The organism is Thomasclavelia sp. (assembly GCF_047249845.1).
Classification (GTDB): Bacteria; Bacillota_I; Bacilli_A; order Erysipelotrichales; family Coprobacillaceae; genus Thomasclavelia.
This window is the reverse complement of the sequence record NZ_JBKTWO010000035.1, coordinates 1-19,666: the sequence shown is the minus strand read 5'-3', so window position 1 is coordinate 19,666 and position 19,666 is coordinate 1. Positions and strand designations below refer to the sequence as shown.

The following is a 19,666-nucleotide window of genomic DNA, read 5'->3' as shown; positions in this document are numbered from 1 at the left end:
AAGATAAAATATTTTTTAATAAGAAATCATCTTATTAATTACAATTATGGTTATAATAAAGATATTATTTTAAAGTCAAATTATAGGGATTAATAGTACCAGGAATAACCTGTAGATAATCATTTTTTAAGTAATTATTAATTAGATTACAGAGTTCATTTATACCCGTAGTTTTACCAGTACACTGTAAATATAAACTTTGACTGCCACAAGTATCATGAAGTTTTAAAATATAGTCATAATTATTTTGTTTTAATAAGTTATTAATATCTTGTACTTGAAAAATTGAAATAGTTTTCATGTTTTTGTCTCCTTTTGTTAAAATAATGTTATAATTTTAATATATAAATGTCAAGGAGGATAAATGATGACAATTTCAGATATTGATAAAGCAACTAGAGATGCTCACCAATTAGCAGCTTATGAAGAAAGTGAACAAAGTGATATCAAAACTGATGAAAATAAATTTGATGCTTTGTGGCAAAGTATCTATGATGTATGTTCGTTAGTAAAATTTGGGATTTTGGATGAACTTTTAAGTGAAGAAGAGTATATCGAAGGGATAGCCTGGTTAAAAAAATATCAGCATCTTACAAAAGATTATCAAGAAAGAGAATTAGAATTTTGAAAGGATAGAAGATAATGAAAAATTACTTAATTGTAACTGATACAACTAGTGCTATGAATGATATTCAGGCAAAGAAATATGGGATTGAGCTTGTTTCTTTAAGTGTGCTTATTGATGGAATGGAGTATAAAGACCAACTTGATATTACAACGGACCAATTATATCAAAAATTAAAGGAAGATCATGTTCCAACTACCTCACAGCCTAATACAGGATATTTAGAAGAATTAATGAAAAAATGGAAAGCAAAAGAGTACGATGCTATTATTGTAATTACATGTAGCAGTGATTTAAGTGGGACGTGGAGTGGTTTTAATTTGGTTAAAAATCAATTAGAAATGAATAATATGTATATTTATGATAGTCGCCAGGTTGGAGCGCCTGTTATGGATATGGCTATCAATGCTAAAAATATGGCTGATCAAGGGGATGATGTAACTGATATTTTTGCTATGTTGGAAATGAAGACGAAAAAAAGTTTTTCATTTTTAATCCCTAAAGATTTTAAGCAGTTAGCACGCGGTGGTCGTTTATCCCCGATGGCAGCCAAAATGGCATCAATATTAAAAGTAAAAGCCTTATTATATTTAAAAGAAGATGGAAGTTGTGTTGATAAATATGCAATGAGTCGTACGGAAACAAAAATTATTAAAACAGCAATTGATAAATTTAAAGAAGATGGTGTAAGTAGTAATGATTATACTTTATACATATCCCATGGGGATAATGAAGATCTAGCAATTAATGTAAAAAATATTTTTCAAGAAACATTTTCAGGTATTGACATAATTATAAATAAATTACCAGCAGTTCTAACATGTCATGGTGGTTTAGGATGTATAGCTTTACATTATGTGCATAAGATGAAGTAGGTGAGAAAATGAAAGTAGTTGATATGCATTGTGATACCATCTTAAGAATATTTGATGAGGGTGGTAATTTATTAGAGAATGATTTTAATATAGATTTAAGAAAAATGTCAAAAGGGGATTACTTATTACAAAATTTTGCTATGTTTGTAAACCTTGGGGATAATGATGATCCGTTAATAAAAGCCCATCGATTAATTGATCTTTATTATCAAGAAATAGAAAGAAATAAAGATTTAATAAAACCAGTCTTTAGCTATCAAGATATTGAAAATAATCAAAGAGATGGCTTAATGTCGGCTATGTTAACACTTGAGGAAGGTGCTGTAGTAAATAACGATCTTGCTATTTTACGTAATTATTATCGTTTAGGAGTTAGAATGATTACTTTAACATGGAATTATCCAAATGGTATTGGATATCCAAATCTTGTAAGTACTAAAGAATATAAAGATTTGTATCATATAAATAATCAGGATGGTTTAACTGATTTTGGAATTGAATATGTTAAGGAAATGGAAAGATTGGGAATAATTATTGATGTTTCTCATTTAGGAGATGCTGGATTTTATGATGTTTTAAAATATACAACAAAACCTTTTGTAGCTTCTCATAGTAATGCTCGTTCTGTGTGTGGAGTAGCTAGAAACATGTCTGATGATATGATTAAATTACTAGCAAAGCGAAATGGTGTTATGGGAATAAATTTTTGTGGAGATTTTCTAAAAGCATCAAAAACTGGAGGAGAACGTTCTTGTATTAAAGATATGGTAAATCACATTCTATATATTAAGAATCTAGTAGGGATTGATTATGTTGGTTTAGGTAGTGATTTTGATGGGATTTCACAGGATCTTGAATTAAAAGATGCTTCAATGATGCCGATGTTAAAAGATGCATTATTTGAGGCTGGTTTAAAGGAAGAAGAAATTGAAAAAGTATTTTATAAAAATGTTTTACGTCTTTATCAAACAATTTTATAAAGAAAAAATGACAAGTCGGGAAAGTAACTTGTCATTTTAGTTATTAGTTATCAGGGAAAGGATACTAATAATTTACATGATATCAGGGAAGGATATCTTTATGATTTTTTGTAGTCATAATATATTGAAGGGAAAATCAATTATCTCTTTTGACTACATTGTTAGTATATAATTAAACAATGGTAATAATGTATAAAAATTATCTTAAAATATGTGATAATAATTTTTAGTGATAGTAGTAGTACTATTTTAAAATGTCGAAATTTAGTGTATAATACACCTAAGATGGAGGAATGAGAATGAAAGGCTTATTTTATCGTTTGATTACTTTCTTGGATACTGCAGGTGAAGAAGATACGAATTATAATATTGCATGGTATATGGCTCATAATTTTTCTAAAGTTGCCAAAATGGGAATTAGTCAACTCGCTAAAGAGTGTTATGTTTCTCCAGCTACAATTTCGAGATTTTGTCGTACAATAGGATATGAAAATTATGCTCATTTGAAACAAGAGTGCTCTTCTTTTACTTCTGATAGTAAGAAGTTTAATAATTTAATAAATGTTCCTTTAAATATGATGAAGGATAAACCTAAAGAATGTACTAAATATTATAGTGAACAAGTCTGTAAAGCAGTTTCTAAGTTATCAAATCAATTAAATTGGAATGTAATTGATAAGGTTTTACAAGCTATTTATGATAGTGATTCTGTAGCATTTTTTGGGACACAGTTTTCTCATTCTGCCGCTTTGCATTTTCAAACTGACTTATTGATGTTAGAAAAGTTTACTATGGCTTATATGGAAACAGAACGCCAGATTGATTGTGCTAAATCCTTAGATCAAAGTAGTGTAGCAATAATTGTTACCGTTAATGGATATTTTGTTCGTAGTAATTCGAAAATTTTACAGTATCTAAAAAAATCAAAATGTAAGGTTGTTTTAATGACAAGTAATCCTGAAATTGATATTGGAATTGATGTTGATTATATGATTATTTTAGGTGATAATGAACAACGTAAAACTGGTAAACATACATTGCTTACTACGATAGAACTAATGTCACTTAGATATTACTCTTTATACTATCCAAATATCCAAAATAAAATTATTTAAAAAGGTTTTTACCTTTTTTTATGAAAGGAAAAATTATGCGAGAAATAAAATGTGAAGATATTATTCAAACAGTAAAAAAATTATGTATAGATGCAGCATGTGATCTGCCTAGTGATGTTTTTGGTGCATTAGTGGATAAAAAAAATAAAGAACCTTACTCACTTGCTAAAAAAACAATTGATGTCTTAATTGATAATGCTAATTTAGCACATGAAAATATGATGCCAATTTGCCAAGATACAGGAATGGTCTTTGTTTATATAACTATGGGGCAAGAAATACATATTGATGGTGATTTAAAGGCAGCGATTAATGAAGGCGTTCGTCAGGGGTATCAGGAAGGATACTTAAGAAAATCGATTGTTAGTGATCCATTATTTGATCGGATCAATACGAAAGATAACACACCGGCAATTATTTATTTTGATATTGTTATGGGAGATGAATTTAAGATTGTTGTAGCTCCAAAAGGATTTGGATCTGAAAATATGTCACAAATAAAGATGTTAAAACCTAGTGATGGATTACAGGGAGTTAAAGATTTTGTTTTAAAAGTAGTTAATGATGCAGGGCCAAATGCCTGCCCTCCAATGGTGATTGGAGTAGGAATTGGAGGATCATTTGATAAAGTAACGATGCTTGCAAAGCAGGCGATGATGCGAGAAATTGGTAGTCATCATCAAGATATTCGGTATGCTGATTTGGAAATAGAATTATTAGAAATGATAAATAATACTGGAATTGGACCAGCTGGATATGGTGGAAAAACTACAGCTTTATCATTAAATATAGAGACTCATCCAACTCATATAGCAGGAATGCCAGTTGCTGTTAGTATTTGCTGTCATGTGGCACGTCATAAGGAGGCAAGGTTATGATTAGGTTATCTACACCGTTAACAGTTGATAAAATAAAAAAATTACATGCTGGTGATGAAATATTACTTAGCGGAACTATTTATACTGGGCGTGATGCTGCTCATAAACGATTGATGACACTAATTGAAAAAGGAGAAAAATTACCTTTTTCCCTTAATGATCAGGTGATTTTTTATGTAGGACCTACACCAAGTAAACCTGGAAAGGCTTTTGGTAGTGGGGGTCCTACTACTTCAGGAAGAATGGATGCTTTTGCTCCAACATTAATTAAATTAGGTTTACGTTCAATGATAGGTAAAGGATATCGTCTTCAAAGTGTTAAAGATGCTATTATTGAGTATAGTGGTATCTATTTAGGGGCTATTGGCGGTGCTGGTGCAATGATGTCTAGCTGTATAAAAGAATGTGAGGTTATTGCATTTGATGATTTAGGACCAGAAGCAATTAGAAAATTAGAAGTGGTAGATATGCCATTAGTGGTTATTATTGATAGTTATGGCAATGATCAATATATTTTAGGTAGAAATGATTATTTAAATATGTGTAAATAAGTAAGGAGTAATGGTGTAATGTTTAAAAGAAGAAGAGACTATTCGTATTATAGTTCATATAATAATGGTCATAAGAGTCGTTTAAAAGTAGGTCGAGTTGTTATTGTAGCTGTTGTTGCTATATCTTTAATTGTTGGTTTATTAGTTTTTTTTAATTTGAGTCGAATTAAATTATTAGTGAAAGGCTATTCTTTTTCTCAAACAAATGAAATTCTATCTTTACCAAAAGATGATGAGGAAGAAATTTTATCACATCCCAAAATGGAACATATTGTTAATTGGATCAAAGGATCTCCTAAAGTTACTTTATATGATGAGTATGAAAAGTATTTGGGAATGAATAAAAAGATGAAGTATGTCGATGTTGTTGAATATATTGATGATTTATTTATAAATCAAGTTCCTAAGTTAAAAAGTATGGGATATAATGAAAAATTAATTTGGAACTTAATTAATGAAGGTGCATCACAAAATGATTTTCAATATTTGATCGATCATAAATACACCGCTAAGGATATTACACCTTATCGTAAAGTGAAGGGGTATCAACTTCAAAATATAGAATCTTATATTAATGCATATAATATATATAAGGACTATAATTACGCTGTTTGTATTACTAATTATCCATTCATTATATCAAGTAATGGTGAACCAAAAGAAAAATATACTATAACTAATCCTGATAATTTATTAACATTGGTAAAAAAAGGTTTTTATTTACCAGAAAATTATGAACCAAATTTAGTTGATCCTGAAATACCTGTAGCACCTGATTGTGAAAATCCAAAGATGACTAAAGAAACGTCAACTGCTTTAACAAAAATGTATAAAGCAGCTCAAAAAGAAGGATTAGAGTTGGTATTAAACAGCGCTTATCGTTCATATCAAACACAGGTTGATACAATGGCAGATTTTGTAAGACGTTATAATACTAAGTATGCAAATGAATATGTTGCTCAACCTGGAGCTAGTGAACATCAAACTGGGTTAGGGATAGATTTAACATCACAAAGTGTTGTTGAAGGAAAGAAAATTACTTTTGGGGATACAGATGAATATAAATGGGTTGTAAAAAATTGTGCTAAATTTGGTTTTATAATTCGTTTTGAAGATGGTACTGATAGTATTACTGGAATTGCTCATGAACCATGGCATTTACGTTATGTTGGTGAAGATGTAGCTAAGCAAATAGTAGAAAAGGGTTGGACTTTTGAGGAATATTGTTTATATAATAATGTTATGCCAAAAGTAAAGAAACAATAATCTAGGGAATTTCTCTAGATTATTTTAATGGGGTGAATAAATGAAAACATTAATTACGACTTTAAATTCAAAATATATTCACAAATCATTGTCATTACGTCTTTTATATGTTGCCACTAAAGATTATCATGATGTTGATTTTGTTGAATATACGATAAAAGAAGATCTTGATAAAATTACTGCTGATATTATTGCAAGGAAAGTACAAATAGTTGCGTTTAGTGTTTATATTTGGAATGTTGAATTAATTAAGGAATTATGTATTAAATTAAAAAATATAAATCAAAATTTAATTATTATTTTTGGGGGGCCAGAAGTTAGTTATGAAATAGATTATTTTTTAGATAATTATGAAATAGATTATTTAATTAGTGGTGAAGGCGAGATTGCTTTTAAACAATTATTAGATTGTTTAGAAAATAAGAAAGGGATATCTATCCAGGGGGTTAGTAGTAGAAATAATCGGGATTATCATCAAACAGTTCCTGTTGATTTAAAATATCTTGAATCTCTTGATTCACCGTATTTATTAAAACGCGATTTAGCAGATATATCAAAGAGAGTGCTGTATTTTGAAACTAGTCGAGGGTGTCCATACCAATGTCAGTATTGTTTATCGTCTTTAGAAAAAGGGTTACGCTTTTTTAGTCTTGATTATTTAAAAAGGCAGTTAGAATTATTGATGGCTACTGATGTTAAAATAATTAAGTTATTAGATCGAAGTTTTAATGCTAAAACAGAGCATGCTCTAGCAATTCTGGAATTTATTTTTCAACATTATCGTCCAGGAATACAATTTCAATTTGAAATCAATGGGGATGTCTTGGATCAAAGAATAATTAATTATATTAATAAATCTGCGCCTGAAGGTTTGTTGCGATTTGAAATCGGAATTCAATCAACTTATGAACCCACAAATGAAATAGTTAAAAGATATCAAGATTTTACACGATTAAGTGAAGTTATTAAACAATTACAAACTAATCATAAAATAGATTTTCATTTAGATTTAATTGCAGGATTGCCTTTAGAAAATCTAGATAGGTTTGCTAAATCTTTTGATGATGTCTTTAGTTTTTATCCTAAAGAACTACAACTTGGTTTTTTAAAACTGCTTCGTGGAACAAGTCTAAGAAAAGATGCTGAGAAATATGGATATATATATGACAAAAATCCTCCTTACGAATTAGTTGCTAGTAATGATTTAACAAAAGAGGACATTAATAAGATTCATATTGTTGAAGATATGTTGGAAAAGTATTGGAATAGTGGTAAAATGCCAATTACAATGAATAAGGTTATGAGACAAATTGATTCACCTTTTTATTTCTTTTTAGATCTAGGTAATTATTATAAAAAGCAAAATTATAAGCATATCAATTATCAAAATGATGAGTTGTTTAAATATTTGAATAGTTATTTTAATGGTGAATATTTAAATGATTTGATTGAAGATTATTTACGTCTAACAAAAGTTAAACCAAAGAGATGGTGGAAAACAACATTAAATAAAGAAACTAGTAGAAAAATAATGCATAAATTGATTAAGGAGTATGATTTAAATCAAGAGGATCTATTTAGATATAGTATTATTGAGGAATTGGATGATTATTATTTAGTAGCAACATATAAAAATTATCAAGCAGTTATTAACAAATACCCTAAGATATAGTTATTATCTTAGGGTTAAATATTATTGGGTGATAGAGTGTTTTAAATGATTTTTTACAATAAGTAAGATATACTAATAATGCGTGGAGGAAAATATATGATAGAAAATATTAGAAAAAGAGATGGGCGTTTGGTTCCTTTTGAACTAGATAAAATAGCAGGTGCTATATATAAGGCTTTTGAGGCAACTAGCGATAAGTATGAATTAAAAACTGCAATTAAAATAGCAGAAATAGTAGAAAATAAATTAGAAATGAAAAAAAGTGCTCTACCTACGGTCGAATTAGTTCAGGATACTGTTGAAGAGGTACTGATTGAACAAGGATATGTTCGCGTAGCTAAGGCTTATATCCTATATCGTGCTAATCGTACTCGTGAAAGAGATATGCGTTCACGGTTAATGAAAACATTTGAAGAAATAACGTTTGCAGATAGTAAAGATAGTGATTTAAAAAGAGAAAATGCTAATGTCAATGCTGATGCTCCAATGGGGACAATGTTAAAGTATGGAACGGAAGCAGCAAAACAGTTTAATGAGATGTTTGTATTAAATCCTAAGCATGCTCGTGCACATATCAATGGGGATATTCATATTCATGATATGGATTTTTTAACTCTTACAACTACTTGTTGTCAAATAGATATAGTTAAATTATTTAAAAATGGTTTTTCTACAGGTCATGGGGTTTTAAGAGAGCCTAATAGTATTAGTGTATATGCAGCTCTTGCATGTATTGCAATCCAATCAAATCAAAATGATCAACATGGTGGACAAGCTATTCCTAATTTTGATTATGGTATGGCACCAGGAGTTGCTAAATCATATATAAAACATTTTTATTATAATCTTAGTAGAGCAATTACTTTACTTGCAAAACTTGATGGAGATGAAATTGTGGTTAGAGTTAAAGGGGAGATGCGCTTAAAGCCGACTCTTGATTTTAATGATGATTTTAATCAAAGATTAAAAGAGATATTAGTTAAAAATAATGTAAATCAGTTTATTGATGAAATTATTGATTTTGCTACTTCTAGTGCATATAAAGAAACAGATAAAGAAACATATCAAGCGATGGAAGCTTTTATACATAATTTGAATACTATGCATTCAAGAGCGGGAGCTCAAGTACCATTTAGCTCTATAAATTATGGTATGGATACATCAAGTGAAGGTAGAATGGTGATGCGTAATATTTTATTAGCTACTGAAGCAGGATTAGGACATGGGGAAACACCAATTTTTCCAATTCAAATCTTTAGAGTGAAAGAAGGTATAAATTATAATGAAGGGGAACCAAATTATGATTTATTTAAATTAGCATGTAAGACTTCAGCTAAACGTTTATTTCCAAATTTTTCATTTGTTGACGCTCCATTTAACTTACAATATTATAAAGGAACTCCAGAAACAGAAATTGCATATATGGGGTGTCGGACAAGAGTAATGGCAAATATATGTGATAAAGATAACGAAATAAGTTTTGGACGTGGAAATTTAAGTTTCACTTCGATAAATTTACCAAGATTAGCAATTCGTTCAAATGGAGATGTTAATGAGTTTTTTGATAAACTTGATAAAATGCTAGATCTATGTGTTGATCAATTATTAGAACGTTTTGAAATTCAATGTCGACGCAAAGTAAGAAATTATCCTTTTTTAATGGGACAAGGTGTTTGGCTTGATAGTGATAATCTAAAACCAGATGATGAAGTAAGAGAGGTTTTAAAACATGGTACATTAACGGTTGGATTTATTGGATTAGCTGAGACTTTAAAAGCTTTAATAGGTGTTCATCATGGTGAAAGTGAAAAAGCACAAGTTTTAGGATTACAAATTGTTGAACATATGTCTAAAGCAATGGAAACAGCCAGTGAAAAATATCAATTGAATTTTAGTTTGATTGCAACACCTGCTGAAGGATTATCTGGTAGATTTGTAAAAATGGATAAGAAATTATTTGGTGAGTTAGAAGGTGTTACAGATCGTGATTATTATACGAATAGTTTTCATATACCTGTATATTATCCAATCAGTGCTTTTAAGAAAATACAGTTAGAAGGACCGTATCATGCTTTAACTAATGGCGGTCATATCAGTTATGTAGAAATGGATGGTGATCCAACCAAAAATTTAGCTGCATTTGAAAAAGTTGTTCGTGCAATGCATGATAATGGTATTGGTTATGGGGCTATAAACCACCCAGTTGATCGTGATCCGGTTTGCGGTTATAATGGAATTATTGATGATGTTTGTCCGCTTTGTGGTAGAACTGAAGAAGAGCATCATGGTTTTGAAAGAATTCGTCGTATTACTGGGTATTTAGTTGGTACTTTAGACCGTTTCAATGATGGTAAAAAGGCTGAGGAACATGATCGAGTTAAGCATGGTATGCAATAATGAAGATTCGTTTGTTTGGAACAGCCAATGATTCAATTGTTGATGGACCGGGCTTGAGATATACTATTTTTACGCAAGGTTGTTATCATAAATGTATGGGATGTCATAATCCTAAAAGTCATGATATTAATGGTGGATATCTGAAAGATATTAATGAGATCATTATTGAAATTGATGAAAATCCTTTATTAGATGGAATTACGCTTTCAGGTGGTGAACCAATGCTTCAGATAGAGCCATTAATAGAAATCTGTAAGGAAGTTAAACAACGTGGTTTAAGTATTGTGATTTATAGTGGTTTTACATTTGAACAGATTGTTAAAGATTCAAAAATGAAATCTTTATTAGAACTTTGTGATATGTTGATTGATGGTAAATTTGAGCAGGATAAAAAAAGTTTATCGCTATTATATCGAGGGTCATCTAATCAAAGGTTAATAAATATTCAAGAGTCATTAAGACAAGCAAAGGTCATTGAATATGATGTTAATGAGTATAACGAGATTATGATATAGATAATATTATAAATAGATAATCTGTTTTTGATAATTTAAAAAGATAAGACTATATGAAAATACCCAATAAATTTATTAGATTTATTGGGTATTGCTATATGCTTATTTTTTTATTAATAGATTTGTTTGTAACCATGACCTTTCTTCATTTGTTAAAAATGGAGAAAGATGTTCAAAGACTAATTGTTGATACTCATTTATCTGTTTAATTTCATGATCAGATAATAAATTTAAATCTAGACCATCTAAATCGAATGGAACCATTGTAATTGGTTCGAATTTTAGAAATTGACCATATTCATTAGTTGTTACTTCGACACATAGTAATTCATTTTCATGACGAACTCCATGACTGTTTTCAATATAAATTCCTGGTTCATCAGTTGTGATCATACCTGGTTCAAATGCACACATTTTTGCAAATCCAGGACGGTCATGGGGTCTAAAACCATTAGGACCTTCGTGAACGTTTAAGAAGTGGCCTACACCATGTCCTGTTCCACAACGATAATCAAGGTTATATTCATAAACAATTCCTCGAGCTAATAGGTCTAAATTAGGACCAGTAGTTCCAGCTAAAAAATGAGCTGTTTGTAATCTAAACATCGCTTTTAAAGCAATTGTATAATCACGACGTTCGATGTCACTGATAGGACCTAAGACGAATGTTCTTGTAGTATCGATCGTACCATCTAGATATTGCCCTCCAGAATCAATTAATAATAACCCTTCGTTAGTAACTTTAGCACAATTATTTCGTTCTGCTTTATAATGCATCAGTGCAGCATTAGCTTTATAACCACATATAGTGTCGAAACTTAGATCAAAGAATTCGTTTTGTTCTTTTCTAAATGTAGCTAATTTATCAGAAATAGTTACTTCGTCTAATTCAATTTTTCCAACATTAGTTTTTAACCAATACATAAACTTAGTCATGGCTACACCATCTTTGATATGAGCGTTTTTTGTAGCGTTAATTTCAACTTCATTTTTAATTGCTTTGAAATGTTGAGTTGGATTTGGTGCTATTTTTATTTCACAAGTTAAGTTGTTAAAGATTTGGTAGTTGACAATTTGGTCATCCAATAATACTTTACCAGTTAATTTTTTAACATCCTCATAAATATCATAATAGCCTTTGATAATAATACCATCTCTTTTTAAGATAGTTTCAGTTTTAACATCAATAACACCTTCTTGAACGTATAAAATAGCATTATCCTGGTTAATTAAAGCATAAGACAGAACCACAGGATTGCAGTCTACATCACTTCCTCGGATATTGAATAACCATACAATATCATCTAAGCTGGTAATAATATGATGTTGACAATCGTCCATTGCCTGGCGAAGTCGTTCAAGTTTTGAGCTACGTGATTCACCACAGTATTTTTCATCATAAATATAGGCTGGCTGATGAGAAATGTTAGGACGTTCTTTCCAAATTTCGTCAACTAAGTCAATATTAGTAATCAACTTATTATTTAAATCAGCAGCTTCTTGATATGACATTACTCGTCCATCAAATCCTACTATTTTATCAACATTTTGATCAAGATATTCTTTAATAGTAGGAACACCAGGCATACCCATTTTCATTAGAGTAATGTTGCTGCCTTCTAATTGGTGTTCAGCCTGAATGAAATAGCGGCCATCAGTCCAGAGAAGTGCTTCAGTTAAACTAATTACTAAAGTACCTGCTGAACCAGTAAAACCAGATAAAAATTCACGTCCTCTAAAGTATTCACCAACGTATTCACTTTGATGAAAATCACTAGTTGGGATGATATAAATATCAATTCCTTTTTCTTTCATTAATGTTTGGATTTTTACAATATTTTCTTTTATCATTTTTATAACCTCACTAGTATTACTTTATCATAAGTAATTAGATGTCTCAATGAATATAAAAAAAACTTACATAAAAAATTTTTTTATGATACGATATTAATGCATTAAGAGAATATCACAAAATAATGGTAGTGATGATTAAGTCAGTTGACAAAGATTGTAGCGAAAGTTATAGTTTTATTTGCTGACTTTTTGTTTTTAAAAGGAGGAAAAATTAATGCCAACAAATAAAAAAGAAAGTTTAGTTTTTACGATGTTTATGTGTGCTTTTATGGTATTTTGGATGAGTGCTTTTAATATCAGTTTACAAGTAGGAATATCGGGTGAAGCTTTAAAAGAAGCCTGGTTAGGATTTCCAGTTAGTTATTTAATTGCAATTCTTTGTGATTGGTTTATTGTTGCAAAAATTGCAAAGAAATTTGCTTTTAAAATAGTAAAAAATGATAGTAAAGTAATTATTAAGATTATTATAGTATCATTTTGTATGGTAGTTGGAATGGTTATTTGTATGTCTTTATATGGAGCAATTGAACAATTTGGGATTGGTGATTATACATTAATTGTATGGTTAGAAAATATTCCTAAAAATTTTTTAATTGCTTTACCGTTGCAATTGTTTATTGCTGGACCATTTATTCGTAGTATTTTTAATATTTTATTTACTAGACAAATTGCTTAAATTGTCTAATGCTTTTAGAAAGTAAAGAGCTATAATAGTTATGGTTAAAAGTACTTTATATTATTTTAAAATGGTTATAATAAATAAAGTCCAATTAATCACTGTAATTCCTTGTGTTACTAGGGTTATAGCGAAAATACTCATTTTTTTGAATTGATAGATTATTATCGTTGCATTTTTAAAATATAGGAGTATACTTATTTCAGGCAAAGGGGGCTTATACTATGGATGATGTAATTCAAAGGTTAGTAGAAATAGACCGTAAATGTGTCGAACGTGTTGAGGCTGCAAAAGTAAAGAAATTAGATGCACAGACCAACATGAATGAGAAAAGGAAAGAGATATATGAAGGTTTTGTCGCTGAGCAAAACAAAAAGATTGAGGAACATAAAGCTGAATTGATGAATAAGAATCAAGAGGAAGCTAAACAGCTTGATCAAGATTATAATGATATAGTAATTAAATTAGAAAATCTTTATAGTCAAAATAAAGATAAATGGGTTAAAGAAATTGTTGAAAGATGTTTAAAGTAAGAAGGTGAAGATATGGCTTTATCGTCAAATGCACTATGTGCTAAGGCTAAAGCGATGTATGGATACCGCATTGGTGAGGAAGGTTATAGTGATCTATGCCGGAAACAGTCACTTAGTGAGATGGTAACATACTTAAAATCGCAAACAAAGTATAGTGGTGTTTTAGAAGATATTAATGTCCGTAACGTTCACCGTCGCCAAGTAGAGGCTGCTTTAAATAAAGAATACTTTGAACGTTGTGCGAGATTAATGAAGTATGCACCAAAAAAGAATCAAGATTTCTATAGCCAAGAGGTCATTGGAATTGAGGTTCAATTGATTGTTGATAAGGTTGTCAGTATTAAAGAAAAAGATCAAGCGAGTTTTTCTTTGGAGATACCTGATTATTTAGCAAGCAAAATGAGTTTCAATATTTATGGATTGATCAATGTTGATAACTATAAGGATCTAGTAACATATTTAAGAGATACTAGGTATTATAAAATATTAGCTGATTTTGATTTTACAGCACCGATTGATATTAATGCTTTAGAACGTCAGATGAAATCACTATTTTATAGTACTTATGTGGCTGCCATTAAAAAGAATTTTAAGGGTAAAGAACAAAAAGAATTATTAGATATTTTATCGACATCGATTGAGTTGATTAATATTACGAAGATCTATCGATTCAAAAAATATTTTAAAGAATCGAATGAAACAATTAAAAATTCTTTATATTTAGAGCATTGTCGAATGTCTTCATCAATGTTGGATACATTAATTGAAGCTCGTAGTGCAAAAGAATTGATGGAATTATTAGCTAATTCTAAATATAAGCTGTATTTAGGTGATAAAGACTATGCTTATATCGAATATTATGTTGAAGAAGTTAGATATAATATCGCTAAAAGATATATGCGTTTTTCTAGTAACGCACCGTTAGTATATTTAACATATTCAATCTTACAAAAGGTAGAGGTTGATAATCTAAAACATATTATTGAGGGAATTAGATATGGACGAGATGCATCTAGTATTGAAGAGATGCTGATCTTTGCATAGGAGGGATTAATGAATGGCTATTATAAAAACACATTTCTTTAATATTTCCTTTGAACATAAAGATTTGATGAAAATGCTAATTAAGATGACCGAGTATCAAGATGAAATGTTTCCTCAAGATTCTAAAAAAATAGCAAATAATGTTAAAGGGGTATCAGTTATGGATGCTGTTAATCCGTATAATGAGCCACTAGATAATATTTATCACATTTTAAGTCGTTTAAATCTTGAAAGTAATGTACAGGATAATGAATTTAAAGAAATTAATTTGCATAATGTAAATAAGTTAATAGATGAAATTAATGATGAAGTTGATAATATTGTTAATATTAAAGAAGGAATTATTAAGGAAAAAGAGGAAAATGATGAAGCCATCATTTTATTAAAGAATTTAGAAGAGTCTAGGATAAGTGTAGATGATGTTAAAAATACAAAATATATAACTTGTCGGTTTGGAAAAATTCCTGTAAATGAGTTTACTAAGATTCAATATTATCGAGACTATGAGTTTATCTTTAAAGAGTTGAATCGTTCAAAACAGTATGTATGGATCGCTTATGCAGGACTTACAAGTAGTATTTCAGAAATAGATAATGCTTTTTCTTCAATGTCTTTTGAACAAATTACTTTACCAGATTTTGCTCATGGAAAGATTCATGAAGCAATTGATGAGTTGACAGAAGAATCAATTGCTATGGAAAAATATATTAATAAAATGGATTCTAAATTAGATGATGTTAGAAATAACTATAAGATAAAACTGCTAGATACTTTTACGAGATTATATAATTTAAAAAGATTATATGATCAATGTCGTTATGTTGTAGATTTTTCACAGAAAGCATCTATTTATACTTTTAGCAGTTATGATTTAAAAGAAATTGAAACAATGTTTGAAGATATAGATAGTGTTAAGGTAATGGAATTACCTGTAAATATTTATGAAAATAGAAATATTGTTGCTCCAGTACTAGTTAAGAATAATTCATTTTTTAAGCCATTTGAAAATATATTAAGTGTAACACTTGGTGATACTTTTGATCCAACTATCTTTGTGGCTATAATAACAATGGTTATTGGAGCCGTTTGTGTTGGTGATATTGGTGTAGGAGTATTATTAGTAGTATTGGGATTCCTATTTACGATTAAAAGAACAAATAATTTTGGAGGCATGTTGAAACGAATTGGTGCTGCAATTTTAATTGGCGGATTGTTTTATGGAACAGTATTCTATCAAATTGAATTATATCAGCCATTAGCTAATTTACCACTACATGTTATTCATACATTTTTATTTGGATTTAGTGTTTGGATTATTGCAATAATTATTTTAATTATTGCTAAAAAAGTTACGCGAAAGTCAATTAAAATATAGAGGAGGGATAGAATGGCAATTTCAAGATTAAACTTAGTGAGTATTAATTTTGATAAGTATCGTTATAATGAAGTTTTATTAAAGCTTTTTAGCCATGATGATTTTCATCCCGAATTAGCCTCTAAGTTCATTGATAGTGTAACAGGACTTAGTGTTTATAATCAAGATAATCTATATGAAGAAATCTTGGTTCGGTTAAATGATGCGTCAAATAAATATCATTTTAAATTAGAAGAAGTACCAGTAAAAACAAATCAGATTAATGTATTACGGGTTAAAGAATATTTAGATGATTTATTACTTGATGTTGAACGTATTGATGCGGTTAAGGTTCAATTGGACCAAATGATTATTGAAAATCAAGAAGCTATTATTCAGTTACAGCATGTGGCAGATATTGATGTGGATTTTGATGATTTATTTAGTTGTAAATATCTTCAAGTAAGATTTGGAAAGATTCCAGTAAATAATGTTATAAAATTGGATTATTATGAAACATTACCTTTTGTATTTAAAGCTTTTCATAATGATAATCAATATACTTGGTGTATGTATATAACAACACCTAGTGATGCACCAGAAGTTGATAATATCTTTTCATCGTTATATTTTGAGCGAATTCATATTCCAGCATTTGTTCATGGTTCTCCAGAACTTGCAATTAGTGAGATACAAGAAGAAGCTAATGTGGCTAAAGAACAAAGTAAAAAATTAAAAATGCGTATAGATAAGATGTTTTCAAATGATCAAAATAAGCTTAATGAAATTTATACGATTGCAAAGCATTTAAATGATGTCTTTGTTATGCAGAAATATGTTGTTGTAATTGGGGATAAACTCACTGTTAATGGTTTTGTACCAGCTCGGAGTGTTAAAAAATTTAAAGAAGATTTTGAATCTTTAGAAAAAGTAACAGTTGATGTTAAACCAGCAAATAGTGATGTTAGGTTATCACCACCAACACTGCTTAAAAGTAATTGGTTTTCACGACCGTTTCGAATGTTCGTAGAAATGTATGGTGTTCCTAAATATAGTGATGCAGATCCAACGTTATTGGTTTCATTATCGTATACTTTATTATTCGGAATAATGTTTGGAGATGTTGGACAAGGAATAATTTTATCTTTGGTTGGTTTTATTGCATATAAGAAGTTTGGATTTCAATTGGGCGCTGTAGGTGTTAGATTAGGAATCTCAAGTACTTTGTTTGGAATTGTTTTTGGATCGGTTTTTGGAAATGAAGAAATTTTGATTCCGATGTTTAATGCAATGTCACCTGATAATACAATGACATTATTGATTGCTGCAATTTGTTTAGGAATTATATTAATTATCATTTCAATGGCATTTAATGTTGTCTTAAATTTTAAAAAGAAAAATATGGGTGAGGCTATACTGAGTCAAAATGGAATTTGTGGGTTAATATTTTATATTTCTATTTTAGGTTTAGTATTAAATATGTTTTTAGGTCTTGGATTTGTTAATGCAATATATGTGATTGTGTTAATAGGTGTACCGTTATTTTTAATTTTTCTAAAAGAACCATTAATTAGAAAATTTGAGGAGCATGAAGAAATGTTTCCAAATGGTTTTGGGGCGTTTTTTGTAGAAGGATTCTTTGAATTATTTGAAGTAGTCTTATCTTTTATCACTAACACAATGTCATTTTTAAGAGTTGGAGGATTTGTCTTATCTCATGCTGGAATGATGTTGGTTGTATATACATTGGCAGAAATGGTCGGTGGTGTTGGTGAACTAGCCGTTATTATATTTGGTAATATTTTTGTAATGTGCTTAGAAGGATTAATTGTTGGAATTCAGGTTTTACGTTTAGAATTCTATGAAATGTTTAGTAGATACTATGAAGGAAATGGAATTCCATTTAGAACTATTAAAGAGGATTAAAAGTTGAGGAGGAAGTCATTATGACAGTTTTAGAATTTATTTTACCAGCATTAGTAGTTATTTTATTATCTTTACCATTAGTTAAAATGTTTAAAGGAAAAGTAAGTGTAAAGAGTGCTAAGATTAGATTAGCAACACATATTGCCGGTTTTGCTGGAGCAGTATGTTTAGCATTATATTTAGCTGCTGTAACTAACGGTGTATACGCTGAAGAAACAGCTGTAATCACTGGAACAATTGCTCAAGGTTTAGGTTTCTTAGCTGCTGCTTTAGCTACAGGTTTATCTGCTTTAGGTGCAGGGATTGCTGTTGCTGCTGCTGCACCTGCTGCAATTGGAGCATTCTCTGAAAATGAAAAGAACTTTGGTAAATCATTGATCTTTGTTGCTTTAGGTGAAGGGGTTGCGATTTACGGATTATTAATTTCAATCTTGATTATCAACAAAATTTAATTGAAAGAATGTGATCATTATGCGATTTTATTGTATTAGTGATAACGTCGATACCCAGGTAGGACTTAGATTAGTAGGGATTGAAGGCCAGGTAGTTCATAAAAGAAGAGAGTTTCTTGAATTACTAGAAACAAAATTAAAAGATGATTCAATTGGAATCATCTTAATTACTACTAACTTAATTGAACTTGCGCCTGATGTTATCTCAGAAATCAAGTTAAAACAACAAAAACCATTGCTTGTTGAAATACCAGACCGTCATGGTGAATCAAAAATTGGTGAAACGATTGACAAATATGTTTCAGAAGCAATTGGTGTGAAGTTATAGAAGGGGAATGCTATGGAAAAGAAAGAACAAGTATTTCTTTATATGAAAGAAGAGATTGAAAGACTAGCAAGTCTTGAAGAAGAAAAAATATTAACAGAAGCAAAACAGCTTGAAGAAGAGGCGTATAACCAAATCAAGGCTGAAGCTAAAAAAGATGCAGAAGCATTATTAGCTAAGGAATTAGTTGAAATTTCTTCAAATGCTAGTGTTGAGGCTTCTTTATCACAAGAAGAAAAGACAAAGAGATTGGTTGAAAAAAGAGATGAATATGTTACTAATATCTTTAGTGAAGCTAAAGAAAAATTAGTAGAGTTTGTAAATAGTAAAGATTATAAAACATATCTAATTAAACATATAGAAGAGATTGGTAAATTATACCAGATGGAAAATTCGACTCTTAAATTAAGAAAAGTAGATATGAAGTATAAAGATGAATTAATTAAAGCGTATGGTATGTCTATAGAAGTCGAGGTTAGTGATAAGATTTTAATTGGTGGCTTTATTATTGAAAATAAGGCGACTAATGTTGTTGTTGATGAATCATTAGACTTTGCTTTAGAAAACCAAAAAGATTGGTTCTATAAAACATCAGGATTAATGATTAAATAGACAGGGGGTTAATATA

Annotated in this window: 20 protein-coding genes; 18 read left to right on the top strand and 2 right to left on the bottom strand. The window is 29.6% G+C overall.

The window, feature by feature from the left end; genetic code table 11:
- Positions 1-64: 64 nt before the first annotated feature.
- Positions 65-301, bottom strand: a complete 237-nt coding sequence (locus ACLR9T_RS09595; protein ID WP_413109321.1) for a hypothetical protein — start codon at positions 299-301, stop codon at positions 65-67.
- Positions 302-367: 66 nt separating this feature from the next.
- Here ACLR9T_RS09595 and ACLR9T_RS09590 point away from each other — a divergent pair, with 66 nt between their 5' ends.
- From ACLR9T_RS09590 to nrdG, 10 genes are all read left to right on the top strand, one after another.
- Positions 368-628, top strand: a complete 261-nt coding sequence (locus tag ACLR9T_RS09590; RefSeq protein WP_413109320.1) for a hypothetical protein — start codon at positions 368-370, stop codon at positions 626-628.
- A gap of 14 nt (positions 629-642) precedes the next feature.
- Complete coding sequence (locus ACLR9T_RS09585; protein ID WP_413109319.1) at positions 643-1,500, top strand: DegV family protein; 858 nt, start codon at positions 643-645, stop codon at positions 1,498-1,500.
- Positions 1,501-1,508: 8 nt separating this feature from the next.
- Positions 1,509-2,480 carry a dipeptidase gene (locus ACLR9T_RS09580; RefSeq protein WP_413109318.1) on the top strand — a complete coding sequence of 324 codons (972 nt, stop codon included), beginning with the start codon at positions 1,509-1,511 and terminating at the stop codon, positions 2,478-2,480.
- Between the two features lie 299 nt (positions 2,481-2,779).
- A complete protein-coding gene (locus ACLR9T_RS09575; RefSeq protein ID WP_413109317.1) occupies positions 2,780-3,595 on the top strand; it encodes a MurR/RpiR family transcriptional regulator in 816 nt (271 codons plus the stop codon).
- 35 nt (positions 3,596-3,630) lie between these two features.
- Complete coding sequence (locus ACLR9T_RS09570) at positions 3,631-4,473, top strand: fumarate hydratase (protein ID WP_413109316.1); 843 nt, start codon at positions 3,631-3,633, stop codon at positions 4,471-4,473.
- Positions 4,470-5,024: a Fe-S-containing hydro-lyase gene (locus tag ACLR9T_RS09565; RefSeq protein ID WP_413109315.1), complete on the top strand. Its 555-nt coding sequence runs from the start codon at positions 4,470-4,472 to the stop codon at positions 5,022-5,024. Before ACLR9T_RS09570 ends, ACLR9T_RS09565 begins: the two co-directional genes overlap by 4 nt.
- Before the next feature lie 18 nt (positions 5,025-5,042).
- Positions 5,043-6,290 (top strand): M15 family metallopeptidase, encoded by a 1,248-nt coding sequence (locus tag ACLR9T_RS09560; protein ID WP_413109314.1) that lies wholly within the window; start codon positions 5,043-5,045, stop codon positions 6,288-6,290.
- Between the two features lie 40 nt (positions 6,291-6,330).
- Entirely contained in the window at positions 6,331-7,962 is a 1,632-nt protein-coding gene (locus tag ACLR9T_RS09555; protein ID WP_413109313.1) for a DUF4080 domain-containing protein, read from the top strand.
- Between the two features lie 96 nt (positions 7,963-8,058).
- Positions 8,059-10,359, top strand: a complete 2,301-nt coding sequence (locus ACLR9T_RS09550; RefSeq protein WP_413109312.1) for an anaerobic ribonucleoside triphosphate reductase — start codon at positions 8,059-8,061, stop codon at positions 10,357-10,359.
- Positions 10,359-10,874 carry an anaerobic ribonucleoside-triphosphate reductase activating protein gene (gene nrdG / locus ACLR9T_RS09545; protein ID WP_413109311.1) on the top strand — a complete coding sequence of 172 codons (516 nt, stop codon included), beginning with the start codon at positions 10,359-10,361 and terminating at the stop codon, positions 10,872-10,874. Before ACLR9T_RS09550 ends, nrdG begins: the two co-directional genes overlap by 1 nt.
- 102 nt (positions 10,875-10,976) lie before the next feature.
- On the opposite strand, the gene ACLR9T_RS09540 is transcribed toward nrdG, so the two are convergent.
- Positions 10,977-12,725: an aminopeptidase P family N-terminal domain-containing protein gene (locus tag ACLR9T_RS09540; protein ID WP_413109310.1), complete on the bottom strand. Its 1,749-nt coding sequence runs from the start codon at positions 12,723-12,725 to the stop codon at positions 10,977-10,979.
- 217 nt (positions 12,726-12,942) lie between these two features.
- On the opposite strand from ACLR9T_RS09540, the gene ACLR9T_RS09535 reads away from it, so the two are divergent.
- From ACLR9T_RS09535 to ACLR9T_RS09500, 8 genes are all read left to right on the top strand, one after another.
- The gene (locus ACLR9T_RS09535) at positions 12,943-13,404 is read left to right on the top strand and encodes a DUF2798 domain-containing protein (protein ID WP_413109309.1); all 462 of its coding nucleotides are present in this window, start codon (positions 12,943-12,945) and stop codon (positions 13,402-13,404) included.
- 224 nt (positions 13,405-13,628) lie between these two features.
- Complete coding sequence (locus ACLR9T_RS09530) at positions 13,629-13,937, top strand: hypothetical protein (protein WP_413109308.1); 309 nt, start codon at positions 13,629-13,631, stop codon at positions 13,935-13,937.
- A 12-nt stretch (positions 13,938-13,949) separates the two neighbouring features.
- On the top strand, positions 13,950-14,981 hold the full coding sequence (locus ACLR9T_RS09525; RefSeq protein ID WP_003537292.1) for a V0D/AC39 family V-type ATPase subunit: 1,032 nt from the start codon (positions 13,950-13,952) through the stop codon (positions 14,979-14,981).
- Between the two features lie 13 nt (positions 14,982-14,994).
- Positions 14,995-16,356: a hypothetical protein gene (locus ACLR9T_RS09520; RefSeq protein WP_413109307.1), complete on the top strand. Its 1,362-nt coding sequence runs from the start codon at positions 14,995-14,997 to the stop codon at positions 16,354-16,356.
- 12 nt (positions 16,357-16,368) lie between these two features.
- Positions 16,369-18,261 (top strand): V-type ATP synthase subunit I, encoded by a 1,893-nt coding sequence (locus tag ACLR9T_RS09515; RefSeq protein WP_413109306.1) that lies wholly within the window; start codon positions 16,369-16,371, stop codon positions 18,259-18,261.
- Positions 18,262-18,281: 20 nt separating this feature from the next.
- Entirely contained in the window at positions 18,282-18,713 is a 432-nt protein-coding gene (locus tag ACLR9T_RS09510; protein ID WP_413109305.1) for an ATP synthase subunit C, read from the top strand.
- A gap of 19 nt (positions 18,714-18,732) precedes the next feature.
- On the top strand, positions 18,733-19,041 hold the full coding sequence (locus tag ACLR9T_RS09505; protein ID WP_003537296.1) for a V-type ATP synthase subunit F: 309 nt from the start codon (positions 18,733-18,735) through the stop codon (positions 19,039-19,041).
- A gap of 12 nt (positions 19,042-19,053) precedes the next feature.
- Positions 19,054-19,650: a V-type ATP synthase subunit E gene (locus tag ACLR9T_RS09500; protein WP_413109304.1), complete on the top strand. Its 597-nt coding sequence runs from the start codon at positions 19,054-19,056 to the stop codon at positions 19,648-19,650.
- The last annotated feature ends 16 nt before the right edge of the window (positions 19,651-19,666 follow it).